This is a genomic window from Rhodococcus sp. X156, from assembly GCF_004006015.1.
Classification (GTDB): Bacteria; Actinomycetota; Actinomycetes; order Mycobacteriales; family Mycobacteriaceae; genus X156.
This window is the reverse complement of sequence record NZ_CP034766.1, coordinates 3433936-3448273: the sequence shown is the minus strand read 5'-3', so window position 1 is coordinate 3448273 and position 14338 is coordinate 3433936. Positions and strand designations below refer to the sequence as shown.

12 protein-coding genes are annotated in these 14338 nt (G+C 73.9%); 4 read left to right on the top strand and 8 right to left on the bottom strand.

All coding sequences use genetic code 11. The features are described 5' to 3' along the window. Window positions 1-217 precede the first annotated feature (217 nt). Window positions 218-847 carry a DUF6802 family protein gene (locus ELX43_RS16260; RefSeq protein ID WP_127784324.1) on the bottom strand — a complete coding sequence of 210 codons (630 nt, stop codon included), beginning with the start codon at window positions 845-847 and terminating at the stop codon, window positions 218-220. 104 nt (window positions 848-951) lie between these two features. Between ELX43_RS16260 and ELX43_RS16255 the strand changes: the two genes are divergently transcribed. Continuing rightward, the gene (locus ELX43_RS16255) at window positions 952-1485 is read left to right on the top strand and encodes a gluconokinase (protein WP_127784323.1); all 534 of its coding nucleotides are present in this window, start codon (window positions 952-954) and stop codon (window positions 1483-1485) included. Window positions 1486-1506: 21 nt separating this feature from the next. Here ELX43_RS16255 and ELX43_RS16250 read toward each other — a convergent pair whose 3' ends face one another. The 4 genes from ELX43_RS16250 to ELX43_RS16235 are packed head-to-tail and all read right to left on the bottom strand — an operon-like array spanning window position 1507 to window position 6222. Next, on the bottom strand, window positions 1507-1995 hold the full coding sequence (locus ELX43_RS16250; RefSeq protein ID WP_127784322.1) for a dihydrofolate reductase: 489 nt from the start codon (window positions 1993-1995) through the stop codon (window positions 1507-1509). A gap of 7 nt (window positions 1996-2002) precedes the next feature. Beyond that, window positions 2003-2833, bottom strand: a complete 831-nt coding sequence (locus ELX43_RS16245) for a thymidylate synthase (RefSeq protein ID WP_127784321.1) — start codon at window positions 2831-2833, stop codon at window positions 2003-2005. 30 nt (window positions 2834-2863) lie between these two features. Then, window positions 2864-4690 carry a dynamin family protein gene (locus ELX43_RS16240; RefSeq protein ID WP_127784320.1) on the bottom strand — a complete coding sequence of 609 codons (1827 nt, stop codon included), beginning with the start codon at window positions 4688-4690 and terminating at the stop codon, window positions 2864-2866. Continuing rightward, a complete protein-coding gene (locus tag ELX43_RS16235) occupies window positions 4687-6222 on the bottom strand; it encodes a dynamin family protein (protein WP_164860676.1) in 1536 nt (511 codons plus the stop codon). The genes ELX43_RS16240 and ELX43_RS16235 overlap by 4 nt, the downstream gene beginning before the upstream one ends. 196 nt (window positions 6223-6418) lie before the next feature. Between ELX43_RS16235 and trmB the strand changes: the two genes are divergently transcribed. The 3 genes from trmB (at window position 6419) to ELX43_RS16220 (ending at window position 10273) form a co-directional block, all read left to right on the top strand. Next, on the top strand, window positions 6419-7117 hold the full coding sequence (gene trmB / locus ELX43_RS16230; protein ID WP_127784318.1) for a tRNA (guanosine(46)-N7)-methyltransferase TrmB: 699 nt from the start codon (window positions 6419-6421) through the stop codon (window positions 7115-7117). Window positions 7118-7157: 40 nt separating this feature from the next. Next, on the top strand, window positions 7158-7835 hold the full coding sequence (locus tag ELX43_RS16225; RefSeq protein ID WP_127784317.1) for an NYN domain-containing protein: 678 nt from the start codon (window positions 7158-7160) through the stop codon (window positions 7833-7835). A gap of 179 nt (window positions 7836-8014) precedes the next feature. Further along, window positions 8015-10273, top strand: coding sequence for an MMPL family transporter (locus tag ELX43_RS16220; RefSeq protein WP_127784316.1), 2259 nt, complete (start codon window positions 8015-8017; stop codon window positions 10271-10273). Window positions 10274-10309: 36 nt separating this feature from the next. On the opposite strand, the gene ELX43_RS16215 is transcribed toward ELX43_RS16220, so the two are convergent. The 3 genes from ELX43_RS16215 to ELX43_RS16205 all read right to left on the bottom strand — a co-directional run bounded on the left by ELX43_RS16215 (window position 10310) and on the right by ELX43_RS16205 (window position 14334). Beyond that, window positions 10310-12271 (bottom strand): DUF2339 domain-containing protein, encoded by a 1962-nt coding sequence (locus tag ELX43_RS16215; RefSeq protein ID WP_127784315.1) that lies wholly within the window; start codon window positions 12269-12271, stop codon window positions 10310-10312. A gap of 78 nt (window positions 12272-12349) precedes the next feature. Beyond that, complete coding sequence (locus ELX43_RS16210) at window positions 12350-13027, bottom strand: response regulator transcription factor (protein WP_127784314.1); 678 nt, start codon at window positions 13025-13027, stop codon at window positions 12350-12352. Window positions 13028-13089: 62 nt separating this feature from the next. Beyond that, window positions 13090-14334 carry a DUF5931 domain-containing protein gene (locus ELX43_RS16205; protein ID WP_241249328.1) on the bottom strand — a complete coding sequence of 415 codons (1245 nt, stop codon included), beginning with the start codon at window positions 14332-14334 and terminating at the stop codon, window positions 13090-13092. Between the last annotated feature and the right edge of the window lie 4 nt (window positions 14335-14338).

Sequence of the window (14338 nt, the reverse complement as noted above, 5' to 3'; positions counted from 1 at the left end):
CTCCTGAAGTGGACCGAAGCAGGACCTGACGAGCGGAGCCGACAGGCCCGGCTGCGGCCCTTGAAGGGACGCGGCTCGGGTGCCTGCCGGGTGGCGGGCACGAGCGCCGGGTTCAGTACGTCCTTAGGTTAACTGGGCGGCCCGGAGAAAAGCGACTCCACTTAGGGGAATTGGTCACAAGTTGGTCACGGCCCCTGGCAAAGTCGGCGCAAGCGCGCTACCGGGCGATCCACTCGCCGGTGACGGGGTCGGTCACGGCCGGCGCCGGCGGCTCGGTGGCTCCCGCGCCGGGGCTGCCGGTGCCGTCGCCGAGGTCCCCGCCCCCGGCCTCCCGCCACTGGCCGTCAGCACCCTGTTCGTAGGAGGTGTGCTCCCCGCTGCTGGTCACCTCGGTCAGCACGTCGGCAGTGCCGTCACCGTCCACGTCGGTCACCAGGACGGTCCGGCCGGCGGTCTGCAGCACGGCGGTGTCGGCCACGCCGTCGCCGTCGGAGTCCACGGTGGAGGGACCGGCTTGGTCTGCGGCGGCCTGGATCTCGGCGGAGACCGTGGGCGCGGTGGACACGGCTGCGGGGGTGGTGGTGGTCCTGTCGTCCGCGGTCCAGGTGCCGGTGGCGGGATCGAGGACGGCGTGGCCGAGGACCTTGCCGTGCACGTCGTAGCGGGTGAGCTCGTCCGCCGCGCCGTCCCCGTCGGTGTCGGAGTACTCGTAGCTGCCGTCGACGGTGTCCAGGTGGACGGTGTCCGCGATGCCGTCGGCGTCCGCGTCGACGGTGGCGTGGTAGGTGTGCTCGTCCCCGTCCACGGTGACGGTCAGCAGCTCGGCCGGGCTCTCGTCGATGTGCATGGACATTCCTCTCGGCAGGTTCGGGTCGGAGATGAGACTCCCTCGCCTCGGGTTCGGTTCCCTCAGGGCATGCTCGCGGCTGCGGCCGGCGCTAGGGTCGCGCCATGCGCAGCCGAAGCCCCCAGGTGGTGGTGATGGGCGTCGCGGGTGCCGGCAAGAGCACGGTGGCGCGGTTGCTGGCTGAGCGGCTGGGGGCGGAGGTGGGCGACGCCGACGACTTCCACCCGCCGGCCAACGTCGCCAAGATGTCGGCGGGCGAGCCGCTGGAGGAGGCAGACCGGTCGCCGTGGCTGCTGGCGGTCAGTGCCTGGATGCAGGAGCGGGCCGACGCCGGGCGCACTGCGGTGATGGCCTGCTCGTCCCTGCGGCGGGCCCACCGCGACGTGCTGCGCGCTGCCGCCGGCGACATCTGGTTCCTGCACCTGCACGGCTCGCCAGAGCTGCTGTCGCGCCGCCTGGGCTCACGCGTCGGGCACTTCATGCCCCCGGAGCTGCTCGGCTCGCAGCTGGCCGCGCTGGAGCCGCTGGGCCGGGACGAGGCGGGGATGACCGAGGACGTCACCGCCCCGCCCGCCGTGCTGGCCGAGCGCGCTGCCCGGGCGCTGCGGCTGGGCGAGGGCGTCGCCCGGGTGCAGTAGCGCCCGGCCTCGGCCAGCTCCTCACCGTGCGTAGGTGACGATCCGGTACCGCAGGCCGGTGGTGGAGGTGTGCCAGCCCCGCTGGGGGTCGCGGTCCACCACCTGCCATCGAGAGCCGATCTCGGGGGCGTGCACGTCGCCGTCCACCGGGTCAGCCAGCTCGGTGACCACCAGCTGCTCGGCCAGGGGCATCGCCGCCGCGTACACGCTGGCACCGCCGATCACCCAGGTGTCGCCGGCACCGAGGGCGACGGCCTCCTCCAGCGAGTGCACCACGGTGGCGCCGAACGCGGTCCAGCCAGGCTGGTGGGTGAGCACCACGTTGTTGCGGCCGGGCAGCGGGCGCACCAGCGGCGGCAGCGACTCCCAGGTGGCGCGGCCCATCACCACGGTGGCACCGCGGGTGGTGTGCCGGAAGTGGGCGAGGTCCTCGGGCAGGTGCCAGGGGAGGTCGCCGTCCCGGCCGATGACGCCGTTGGCGGCCTGCGCCCAGATCAGGTTCAGACCCATGCCGGCCTCACACCGCCACCGGCGCCTTGATGGCCGGGTGGTGCTGGTAGCCGACCACCTCGAAGTCGGCGTAGGAGTAGTCGAAGATCGAGGACGCCTTCTGCAGCTTCAGCTGGGGGAAGCCGTAGGCGGTGCGGGTGAGCTGCTCGCGGACCTGCTCGACGTGGTTGTCGTAGATGTGGCAGTCGCCGCCGGTCCAGATGAAGTCCCCGACCTCCAGGCCTGCCTGCTGGGCCACCATGTGGGTGAGCAGGGCGTAGCTGGCGATGTTGAACGGCACGCCCAGGAACAGGTCGGCGCTGCGCTGGTACAGCTGGCAGGACAGCTTGCCGTCGGCCACGTAGAACTGGAACAGCGCGTGGCAGGGCGGCAGCGCCATCTGGCTGATCTCGCCGACGTTCCAGGCCGAGACCATCATCCGGCGGGAGTCCGGGTTGGTGCGCAGGGTCTGCATCACCTCGGCGATCTGGTCGACGTGGCCGCCGTCCGGGGTGGGCCAGGACCGCCACTGCACGCCGTAGACCGGGCCGAGCTCACCGTCGGCCCCGGCCCACTCGTCCCAGATGCTGACGCCGTGCTCGTGCAGCCAGGCGACGTTGGAGTCGCCCCGCAGGAACCACAGCAGCTCGTAGGCCAGCGACTTGAAGTGCACCCGCTTGGTGGTGACCAGCGGGAATCCCTCGGCGAGGTTGTAGCGCAGCTGGTGGCCGAAGATGCTGCGGGTGCCCGTGCCGGTGCGGTCGGCCTTGGGCGTGCCGTGCTCGAGCACGTGCGCGAGCAGGGCCTCGTACTGGGTGTTCGGGGCGGGCTGGGTACCGGGAGCAGCCGAGGTGTTCACCGCGACCACCCTAGGCGAGCGCGCAGGGCACTAGGCCCGAGTGTCGCGGACCGCACGTACCCGGGTGAGCAAGCTCGCCGCGCGGTCCTGGGCCGCGAGCAGCGAGGCGAGCTGCCGCTCGGTGGCGCTCAGCTGCTCGGCGCGCTCGGCACCGTCCATCCGCAGCGCCTCGTCCACCGCGTGCAGCTCGCCGTCGATCTGCTCCAGCCGGGTCGCCAGGGCCTCGTCCAGCGCCGCGCTGAGCTGGTGCTCGGCGTCGATCAGCTGCTCGGCCACCACCTGGTCGAGGCTGGCCCGAGCCTCCGCGAACACCTCGCCCGACCACTGCTTCACGTGGGTCTTGTCGGCCAGGTGCCCGCGGGCACGGGCCATCCACCACGCGGCGCCCGCCCCCAGGCCGAGGGTGAGCGGGATGAGCACCACGTTGAGCCCCGGCACGAGGGCCAGCGGCATCAGCGCCAGCCGGCCCAGACCGATGCCACCGGAGGCGCCGGCGATCACCATCAACCGGTCCTCCGCGGCCGCCTGGCGCTTCTCCACCGGCCGGATCACCAGCGGCACCTGCTGGGCACGGACCGTCTGCGCAGCCAGCGCCGCCAGCTCCTCGGGCGTGAACAGCTCGGCCAGCACCTGCTCCACCAGCAGGCGCAGCCGCTCGGCCAGTGCCGCGCTGACCTTGTCCGCCACCCCGGCCAGCGCGGGTTCGAGCTGGCCGGGCAGGGCGGCGAGGGCCTCCCGGTCGGCGTTGTCCACCGCGGCACGGAACGCGGCCTGCACCTCCCGCACGTGCCGGGCAACCTCGTGGGTGGACTCCACCCTGGCGTGCTGGACGAGGGCGCGCAGCCGCAGCGACCAGCCGCGCTGCCCGGTGCGTCGCTGGGCCAGCAGCTCGGCGCGGCGGCGGCGCAGCTCGGTGGCGGTGCCCGCCCCGGAGCGCAGCACCCGCACCCGGTCGCGGCGCTGCTGGGCGGCGTGGCCCAGCGCGGAGTGCAGGGCGCGCAGCGTGTTGGCGTCGGCCAGCATCGCGGCTCGGTGGGTGACCAGCCGCTGCAGCTGTTCCTGCAGGTCGCTGATGCCCGACTGCAGGCGGAGCGTGGTGGCGACCTCGCGGCTGGGGGCCTGGGCGGCCAGCGTGGCCAGACGGGCCGACACCGTCAGGAAGGGTGCCTCGGCGAAGCGGGGGGCGTGCTCGGCGAGCAGGGCGCGATCGGCGGCCAGCACCTCGCGCCAGCCCCGGTGGGCGTCGGTCTTGGTGAGGGCGAACACCACCGTCTCCACGCGCTCGCTCACCTGCCGCAGGAAGTCCAGCTCGCCGCGCGTGAACGGGCTGCTCGCGTCCACCACCATCAGCAGGGCGGTGGCCGTGGCAGCGGCCTCGGTGGCCAGCTCGGCGTGGAAGGGACGCAGCCCGCCGACCCCGGGGGTGTCGACCAGGGTGAGGTTGGCCAGCAGCGGGACAGGGCCGCAGACCTCCACGTAGCGGGGCGGGGCGACCGGCTCGGCACGCCCGTTCGGGCCGCCGCACACCCACGCGGGCAGCTCGGCGAGATCCACTGGCACCGGTGGGCGCTCGTCGGCGTAGCGACCCTGAGCCGACCACTGGGGGCCGTGGCGCAGCACCAGGTAGGTCGACGTCGCTGGCCCCGCCTGCACCGGGGACAGCTCCGGGGTGGCGAGCAGGGCGTTGACCAACGAGCTCTTGCCGCGGTTGGTCTCGCCGATCAGCACCACGGTGGGCGCCTCGGTCGGCCTGGCCTGCTGGCGGCTCAGCTGCGCGGCGGCGGTGGGGTCGGCCTCGGCCAGCAGCGCGGACAGCTCGGTGATCGCGGCGCGGACCGCGGTCGGCAGCCCGCTCACCGAGCAGCGTCCCGCAGCTCCTGCCAGAGCAGGAAGTACGCGCGGTGGACCACCTGGCCCACCCGTGCCTGCCCGGTGTCCTCGGCGAAGGTGGCGAACGAGCGCCACCACCCCGCCCGCTGCAGCGCGCGCTCGGCCAGCTCGGCGCGGGTGGCGCCGGGCAGCCCGAGCTGGTGAGCGGGGGCGGTGCCGGGGCGCAGCCGCAGCGCCTCGCCCACCAGTGCCGGCGGCAGCGGCACCGCCCCGGTGCGCAGCAGCGTCTGGACCTCCACCAGGCGCAGCTGGTGGGTCTCCGGCCGTCGCAGCAGCTGCTCCACCGCCCCGCGCAGCAGCCGTTGGTCGCTCGGCTGCGGACAGCTGCGGGCCAGCGCGGACAGCGAGGCGAGTGCGGCGGAGGCCTTGATCCCCTCGGCGCGGGCGCTGAACACGACCGCCAGCCGCTCCCGCACCTGGGCCAGGCCGGACACCGCGTTGAGGGCGGTCCGCAGGCGGCCCACGGACATGTGCGGGTCGGCGCGCAGGGCCCGCACCGCGCACGCCACCCCGTAGAGGTCGAGCACCTCCAGCAGGTGCCGCCGGGTGGCCACGTCCAGGGGGCAGTCCAGGGAGAGGAACAGGTCAGTGGCCAGCAGCATCGCGATGCGGGTGTCGTCGGGGACGGCGGCGAGCACCCGTAGCGCCTCCACCTCGCGCGCCCCCAGGCCCCCGGTCTCGCAGGTCTCGCCCAGCAGACCGATCACCGGCAGCACCTCGGCCACCCGTGACCCCAGCAGCCGCTGCTGGGCGGCGGCGAGCAGCCGTGCCGCCTGCGAGACGTTTCCGCCGGCCTCGGCCACCGACTCCGGGGCCACGGTGTCGGCCTTGTTCAACAGCCCAAGCGCGTTCACCGGGCCCGCTTCCTGCCCGGCGGTGGCACCGGCGAAGGCGGCCAGTGCCTCGGCGTCGTCGGCGCGCACGGTCTGGGTGAAGACGTAGAGCACCGCCTCGGCTCCGGCCACCGCGCTGCGGGTGCTGCCCACCAGGTGCGCATCGGTGCGCGCCGACGACGCGATGTCCAGCGACCCCAGGCCGGGGGTGTCCACCACCGTCAGCTCCGCGAGCAGCGCGCTGGTCAGGTAGGCCTCGAGGTGGGACACCTCCTCGGGCCGCACCCCGGCGAGGGTGGCCACGTCGGCCGGGATCATGCCCTCGGCGGTCAGCGGCACCACCGTGCGGGCCCCGGCGTGGGTGATGACCTCCACCCGGTCGACGTCACCGTAGGAGAAGCGGGTGACCAGACGGGTGCACTCACCCACCGCGGTGGGCGCCACCCGGCGGCCGATGAGGGCGTTCACCAGCGTGGACTTGCCCGAGGAGATGCGTCCGGCGACGGCGACCTGCAGGGGACTGCTGAGCCGTGCGGCGACGTGCCCCACGCCGGCCGCGGTCTCCGGGGAGCAGCGCTGGGCCAGGTCGTGGCAGGTCGCGAGCAGGGCGTCGCGCAGGGAGGTGGCCGGGGCGCCGGGCAGGGCCTGGCCCACGACAGCGGTCATCAGCCCTCCCTCCGGTGCACGCCTGTCGGACGATCGTGCCATGACGCAGCGTTGCCGTGGGGTGACCGGCAGCAGTCAGCTCCCGTCACAGTGGGCAGGGTCCGTCGACGACCCGGTCAGGGCCATGAGGCAGCCTGGTACCGGCCCCGACCCCTGAAGCCCTGACCCCCGAAGCCCTGACTCTGGAGCACACCCGATGTCCGACACGTCCGCCCCGCTCGACCGGCCCCGCGCCCGGGTGGTCAGCTTCCGGTCCCGGCGCGACGCGCTGACCCCGGCCCGCCAGCGCGCCTGGGACGAGTGGTGGCCGGCCATGGGCACCGACGCGGGCGACGAGCCGCTGGACCTGGCCGCGTGGTTCGGCCGCGAGGCCCCGCTGGTGGTGGAGATCGGGTCCGGCACCGGCACGGCCACCGCCGCGATGGCTGCCGCGGAGCCGGAGGTGAACCTGCTGGCCATCGAGGTCTACCGGCCGGGCCTGGCCCAGCTGGTGCAGCACTGCAGGGCCGCGGGCGTGACCAACGTGCGGGCGGTGCGTGGCGACGCGGTGCAGGTGTTCACCCACCAGCTCGCCGAGGAGTCGCTGGCCGGGGTGCGGGTGTTCTTCCCCGACCCCTGGCCCAAGCACAAGCACCACAAGCGCCGCCTGCTCAAGCAGCCGGTGGTGCAGCTGATCGCGACCCGGCTGCGCTCGGGGGGCGTGCTGCACGTCGCCACCGACCACCTGCCCTACGCCGAGGAGGTGGCGGAGGTGGGCGACGCGGAACCGCTGCTGACCCGCGTCGACCTGGCTGCGGAGTCACCGATGCTGCTGCGTCGCCCCGTCACCAAGTTCGAGAACCGGGCCGAGCAGGCGGGCACGGCGGTCACCGAGCTGCTGTGGCGAAAGCGATGAACGTCGCGCGAGCGATGGTCGCCTGAGGCATCATCACAGCATGAGCACCAGCACTGCGAGCGCCTCACCCGCGATCTCCTCCCAGCCTGAGCAGAGCCGTCGGGTCCTGCTGGTGTGGGACGCCCCAAACCTGGACATGGGTCTGGGGTCCATCCTCGGCGGCCGACCGACAGCGGCCTTCCGGCCCCGCTTCGACGCGCTGGGTCGCTGGTTGCTGACCCGCACGGAGGACCTGCAGCGCGAGAACGGCTCGGGCGGCCCGCTGGAGCCCGAGGCGACGGTGTTCACCAACATCGCCCAGGGCACCGCGGAGGTCGTCCGCCCGTGGGTGGAGGCCCTGCGCAACGTCGGCTTCGCGGTGTTCGCCAAGCCCAAGCTGGACGAGTACAGCGACGTGGACGCAGACATGCTCGACCACATCGCGCTGCGCCAGCACACCTGCGGCTTGGCCGGGATCATCGTGGCCTCCGCCGACGGTCAGGCCTTCCGGGAGCCGCTGGAGGAGCTGGCCGCCGAGGGCGTGGCCGTGCAGGTGCTGGGCTTCCGGGAGCACGCCAGCTGGGCGGTCGCTGATCCGCTGGTGAACTTCGTGGACCTGGAGGACATCCCCGGGGTCTTCCGGGAGCCGCTGCCGCGGATCAACCTGGAGAACCTGCCCGACGACGGTGCCTGGCTGCAGCCCCTGCGCCCGCTGTCGGCGCTGCTCGCACACCGCTGAGCCGCGGACGGGCCACCGGTACGCGCGAGGGGGCCCGTCGCGCACGGGGGGTTGGCGCGACGGGCCCACCTTCGAGTTTGCCACGGTCGACGCGCTGGGGTCGGGCCGGTCAGTCGCCCTTCGGCGCCCGTTAGGCAGACTGTCCGCGGCCCTTCTCCCCACCGTCAGGAGTCCCGTCCGTGTTCGCCAGCTGGGGTTACCTCGTGCACCGCCGCCGCCGGTGGGTGCTGGGGCTGGTGGTGCTCGCGGCGGTGCTGGCCGGCGTCTTCGGCGCGGGCCTGTTCGATCGCTTGGCGCAGGGCGGATTTGACGATCCGGAGTCGGAGTCGGCGCGGGCCGCGCAGCTGGTGGAGGAGCGCTTCGGCCGCACCGGCGGGGACGTGCTCGCCGTCTACACCGCGCCGGCGGGCACGCGCATCGACGACCCCGTGCTGGGCCAGCAGATCCGCGACCGCCTGACGACGCTGCCGCCGGAGCACGTCGCGTCCGTGGTCTCGCTGTGGACCACCCCGGCTCCGCAGCTGATGGACGCGACCGGCACCCGCGGCCTGGCCGTGATCACCCTGGCCGGGCAGGACGACTCCGCGGTGCTGGACAGCTACACCCAGGTGCAGGACGCCTTCGCGGTCGACGGGGTGGAGCTGGCGCTGGCGGGATCAGCCCCGGTGGGCACCGAGGTGAACGAGCGCACCGCAGCCGACCTGGTGCGGGCGGAGAGCATCTCGCTGCCGGTGGTGCTGGTGCTGCTGCTGTTCATCTTCGGCGGGCTGGTGGCCGCGTCGCTGCCGCTGGTGGTGGGAGTGCTCACCATCCTCAGCTCGCTGGGCCTGCTGCGGCTGCTGAGCCTGGTGGTGCCGGTCAACTCCTTCGCGGTCAACGTGGTGACCCTCATCGGGCTGGGCCTGGCCATCGACTACGGGCTGTTCACCGTCAGCCGCTTCCGCGAGGAGCTGGCCGGTGGACGCACCGTGGCCGACGCGGTCGCACGCACCGTGGCCACCGCCGGGCGCACCGTGGCGTTCTCGGCGACGCTGCTGGCGGTGGCGATGTCCGGGCTGCTGCTGTTCCCGCAGAACTTCCTCAAGTCACTGGGCTACGGCGGCATGGCCGCAGTGGGCATGGCCGCGTTCCTGGCACTGACCGTGCTGCCCGCGCTGCTGTCGGTGCTGGGTCCGCGCATCGACGCCCTGAGCGTGCCCGGTCGGGCTCGCCGCAAGGTGGGCGCGGCGCAGCTGGACGGCTTCTGGGGGCAGGTCGCGAGCACGGTGATGCGCCGCCCCGCCCTGGTGGCCGTCCCCATCGTGGCGGTGCTGGCCGCGCTCACCCTGCCCTTCGCCGGAGCCTCCTTCGGCGACGTCAGCGAGCGTGCGCTGCCCGCCGACTCTGCGGCCCGCACCGCGACCGAGCAGGTCGCCCAGCAGTTCCCCGCGCTGGCCTCGGAGTCAGCGACCGTGGCGATCAGCGGCGCCACGCCCGAGCAGACGCAGCAGGTGGTCGCCGCCGTGAGCGGCGTGCGTGGCGCCGGCCCGGCGCAGCCGGGGGCCAGCGGCGAGGGCGTCACCGTGCTCACGGTGCCCCTGGGCGAGGGGGCCGAGGGCGCCCCTAGCCGGCAGCAGGTGGTGGACGAGCTGCGTGCCCTGCCGGTCCCGGAGGGCACGAACGTGCTGGTGGGCGGCAAGACCGCCAGCAGCACGGACAGCCTGTCCGCGCTGCAGTCGACGCTGCCCTGGATGGCGCTGCTGCTGGCGGTGGCCACCTTCGTGCTGATGTTCCTGGCCTTCGGGTCGGTGATCCTGCCGCTGAAGGCGGTCCTGATGAGCGCCCTCGGGCTCGGCTCGACGCTGGGCTTCCTGACCTGGATCTTCGTGGACGGCCACGGTGCGGGGCTGGTGGGCATCACCCCCGGTCCGATGGAGGCCGGCGTGGTGGTGCTGATGGCGGCCATTGTCTTCGGCCTGTCCACCGACTACGAGGTGTTCCTGCTCTCCCGGATGGTCGAGGCGCGGGCAAACGGGGCCAGCACCCGGGACGCCGTGCGCGCGGGCACCGCCCGGACGGGCGGGGTGATCAGTGCCGCTGCGCTGCTGCTGGTGGTGGTCACCGGGGCGTTCGCGTTCTCCGAGGTGTCCACGATGCGCTTCCTGGGTCTGGGCCTGATCTTCGCCCTGGCGCTGGACGCCACCGTGGTGCGGCTGCTGCTGGTGCCCGCGGTGATCGCGCTGATCGGGGACCGGACGTGGTGGGCCCCGCCGGCACTGCTGCGGCTGCAGCAGCGCATCGGGCTGTCCGAGCACGAGCCGAGCGAGCCGGGCGAGGACCATCCCGACCGCTCGGGCCCGCCGTCCTCGGGCGGACGTCGTGGATCACGGCAGCGCAGCGCCCCGGGCAAGCACCGCTCGACGCCGGAGCGCCCCGGCTACCCCGTCCCCCGCTGGTAGTGGGGGGAGGCAGCGCGGGGCGCCGGGACCGGGCGGTCAGCCCAGGTGGTGTGCCGAGGGCACCTGCGGGCCACCCGGCTGCTGCTGCGACTCGGGCTGGCTGCCGATGGCCCTGGCGTAGCGCATGCCAGCGGCGATGAGCATCAGGCCCACCACGATGAACCCGATCACCCGGGCGATGCCGCTGACCGCGGCCAGGTCGAACAGCAGCAGCTTGGCCACGGCCGACCCGGCCAGGATCAGCCCAGCCACCCGGGCCACCAGCGACTGCCTCGTGGTGGACAGGCCCAGGCTCAGCAGCACCAGTGCGGCAATCATCCAGGTCACTGTGGCTGCGGTGTGGCCCCCCATGTAGCCGTGCTCCGGGGAGATCAGCACGCCGGCGGCGACGAGCGCGGTGCTGGCGCCGTAGAGCATCGCCGCTCCGCCGACGAGCCAACTGATCGGGTCGGCACCGAGCACCCGGGACCAGTGCACCTCGTAGGCGAGGGCGCCGGCCGCCACGACGAGCAGCGTGCCGGCGACCACGGCGGGCCAGCCGGCGTGCGCCGAGGCCCAGGAGTCGGACAGCGCGAGCTCGGGCGGGGCGAGCTCCATCAGCATCGCGAGGCCCAGAGCACCGAAACCGGTGGCCAGGCCCAGCGCCAGCCGCGAGCGCAGCTGGTGGGCGATCACCACGAGCACGATGGTGGCCGTCAGCATGAGCGAAGCCCGCGACTCCACGGTGGCGGCCAGGCACATGGCCTCGAACGCCGCGACGCAGCCGGCGCCGGTGAGGACCATCTGCACCGATCGGGGCAGCCACGGCAGGGAGAAGCGCAGGGCGATGAGCACGGCAGCCGCGCCGGAGACCACGGCGACCGCCGACCACTGCGACAGGATCGTGGGAGTCAGCAGGGTGGGCACCACCGACAGCGGCAGCAGGCCCGGCGCCACGCTGTCGGTGCGATCACGGTGGACGGCCAGCAGCGCGAAGACCAGGCCCGTCACGGTCACCAGGACGCAGGCGCCGGCGGTGGTCCAGACGAGGGTGTCGCGATCGGCTGCCACGACGATGGAGATCGCCGCTGCGAGCACCGGAGCCACGGTCTGCACCACGTAGAGGCCCTGCCAGGGTCGCAGCAGGTGCAGCACGCCGGCGGCGACGCACACCGCCAGGACGAAGCCAGTGAGCTCAGGACCGCCGTCCTGGATGAGGAACGGGGAGAGGGCGCACGAGGCCAGCACGGCGAGCAGGGCCATCAGCTGGGAGCGCCACCAGTAGGCGATGCCCAGCCCGGCTGCGGTGATGGCGAAGCCGAGCACGAGACCGACGGGCACCGGCACCCAGTGGTAGGTGCTGGTGACCACCACGACGTCCAGGTACAGCCCGACCGCTCCGGTGGCGGCCAGCGTGACCGAGCCGATCTGCCCACCCGGCCGGTTGCGCACCCAGAAGGACAGGCCCAGCAGCGCAGTGGCCAGCACGGCGCCGCCCACGACGCGGGGGACGACCCCCAGGAAGCCGTTCTGCACCGCGAGGACGAGCAGCATCACCACGCCGAGCAGGGTGATGACGGAGCCGGCGACCGCCAGCACGCGGCTGGTGGTGTTCTCCCGGGCCCACCACCCGGGCTGGGCGACCGGGGCCGACGGCGGGGGGTAACCCGGGGGTGAGCCGGACCACGGCGGTGGGCCCGCCGGCGGGCGGGGCGGGCCACTGGGCGGGCGGGGACCGCGGGCGGCCGGGGGGATCGGCCCGCTGGGCAGCTGGGCGACCTGGGGCGGGCGAGGCGCGGGCCCCAGGGGGCCGGCGCGGAAGGCCGGCTGGGGGGGACGGACCGGGGCGGGCGGGGGCACCGGGGCCCAGCTGGGGCCCGGTCGGCCAGGCGCAGGCTCGGTGGGTGGCGCCGGAGTCTGTGGGGGTTCAGCACCGACCTCGTCCAGCCGCTTGCGCAGCGAACGGACCTCGTCGGCGAGCTGTGCCACGGCGTCGTCATGGTCGGGGTGCTGAGTCATGAACCCATCGTGGCCAAATGCCGCGGCCGTGTCCTGAGTATTGCTACTTGTGTCGGGCAGAAGTGTTCTGCGCGTTCACTACTCGAGGCCGTGCTCGATGGCGTAGCGGGCCAGCTCGACGCGGTTGGCCAGCTGCAGCTTGCGCAGCGTCGACTGCACGTGGTTCTCCACGGTGCGGTGGCTGATCACCAGCCGGGCGGCGATCTGCTTGGCGCTGAGGCCCTTGGCCACCAGTCGCAGCACCTCCGTCTCCCGCTCGGACAGCTGCGGGGTGGACGGTCCTGCAGCCGCCGGCTCGGCGGACATGCGCCGGTACTCACCGAGCACCAGCCCAGCCAGGCCCGGGGTGAACACCGCCTGCCCCGCGGCAGTGGCGCTCACCGCGTCGACCAGCTCGGTGACGGACGCGCTCTTGACCAGGTAGCCCGAGGCGCCTGCCTTGACGGCGTCGAGCACGTCGGACTGCTCGCCGGAGGCCGACAGCACCAGCACCCGCGTGCCCGGCGACACCTGCAGCACCCGGGCAGTGGCGTCGACACCGGAGCCGCTGCCCAGCTGCATGTCCATCAGCACGACGTCCGGCTGCACGGCACTGGCGATGCGCTCGGCGGAGTCCACGCCGTCGGCGGTGGCCACCACGTCGAAGCCGCGAGCGGTGAGGTCGCGGGCGACCCCGTCCCGCCACATCGGGTGGTCGTCGACCACCATCACCCGGACCACGGTGTCCCGAGCCGGCTCGGTCGTGCTCTCCTGCATGGTGCCCCCCGTTGGCAGTGTGGAACCTCGGGCCCGCTGAAGCTGGGCGCTGCTGATCTCGGCTACCGGCCGCGCCGGTGCGCCCACCGACGCACAGACATCATGACGGTCTCGTCGCTCCTGCGGGGCGTGCTCGGCCGCGCCACCCGGACCTCCCACTCGGTTCCCTCGCCCGGCGCGGTCTCCAGCACCAGCTCACCGCCGAGGTCGGCGACCCGGCCGCGGATCGACCGCGCGACCCCCATCCGGCCCTCGCGCTCGGCCTCCTCCAGGCGGCCCTCGGCGATGCCGCAGCCGTCGTCGCGAATGCTGAGCACCACCTCGCTGCCCAGGTCCTCCAGCAGGACGAAGGCCTTGGCCCCCACCCCGGCGTGCACCGCGACGTTGGACAGCGCGGTGCGGGTGACGGCAGCCAGCTCGGTCGCCACCGCTCCCGGCAGCGGGACGCTGGTGCCAGGCACGGACACCGACACCGTCGAGCTCGCCTGGGCCTGCAGCAGCGTGCGCAGGTCGATGCTGGGCAGCTGGCGATCGTCGGTCGGGTCGACGGGCGCGGCCGAGACCATCGCCCGCAGGGCCACCTCCTGCTCCCCGGCCATCGCCGCCAGCGACGCGGCGTCACCGCCGAGCTCGCTGCCCTGGCGACGGATGTAGGCGAGCACCTGCAGCACGCTGTCGTGCACCTCGCGGGCCAGTCGGTCCCGCTCGGCGATCGCGGCCTGCACCCGCAGCGCGCGCTCGAGCTGGGCGTGCGAGCGTCGTGCGGTGTCGGCGGCCACCCCGAGCACCAGCCCGGTGCACAGCAGCAGCACCCCGTCCCGGCTGATGTCGGTGTCCACGTAGCCATTCACCAGCGCGGTGGCCACCGCGACCACCAGTCCCACCCCGAAGCCCAGCGCCGGGCCCGCGAGCACCGCGGCGGCCACCACCGGGTTGGCCGCCCAGATGGTGGTGACCAGCGGGTCGGGGGAGGCGAGCTGGTCGGTGGTCAGCGCCAGGCGGGACAGGGCCAGCAGCGCCAGGACCACGCCCACGTCGGCGGCCACCATGGCGAGGGTGCGGCCCCAGCCCTGCGTGTGACCCAAACCGGTGACCACGGTCCAGGCGCCCATCACACCCACCAGCACCCAGCTCAGCACGGGGTGGGCGTAGCCGGGGGAGAAGGCGACCTGCACCCCGAGGGCGAAGAGGAAGGTGAGCACCCGGAAGACGGTGGCGCCCTGCCACAGCGGCGTGGCCGGGTCGATCCGTGTGCCGGCCGACGAGCGCGCGTGCTCACGCCGACGGCCGCCCCCCGTGGCGGTCACCGGG

What these genes read in the sequence shown, in the direction of transcription:
- ELX43_RS16260 (WP_127784324.1), bottom strand. Translation starts at nt 847, where the DNA reads ATGCACATCGACGAGAGCCCGGCCGAGCTGCTGACCGTCACCGTGGAC.
- ELX43_RS16255 (WP_127784323.1), top strand. Translation starts at nt 952, where the DNA reads ATGCGCAGCCGAAGCCCCCAGGTGGTGGTGATGGGCGTCGCGGGTGCC.
- ELX43_RS16250 (WP_127784322.1), bottom strand. Translation starts at nt 1,995, where the DNA reads ATGGGTCTGAACCTGATCTGGGCGCAGGCCGCCAACGGCGTCATCGGC.
- ELX43_RS16235 (WP_164860676.1), bottom strand. Translation starts at nt 6,222, where the DNA reads ATGACCGCTGTCGTGGGCCAGGCCCTGCCCGGCGCCCCGGCCACCTCC.
- trmB (WP_127784318.1), top strand. Translation starts at nt 6,419, where the DNA reads ATGTCCGACACGTCCGCCCCGCTCGACCGGCCCCGCGCCCGGGTGGTC.
- ELX43_RS16225 (WP_127784317.1), top strand. Translation starts at nt 7,158, where the DNA reads ATGAGCACCAGCACTGCGAGCGCCTCACCCGCGATCTCCTCCCAGCCT.
- ELX43_RS16215 (WP_127784315.1), bottom strand. Translation starts at nt 12,271, where the DNA reads ATGACTCAGCACCCCGACCATGACGACGCCGTGGCACAGCTCGCCGAC.
- ELX43_RS16210 (WP_127784314.1), bottom strand. Translation starts at nt 13,027, where the DNA reads ATGCAGGAGAGCACGACCGAGCCGGCTCGGGACACCGTGGTCCGGGTG.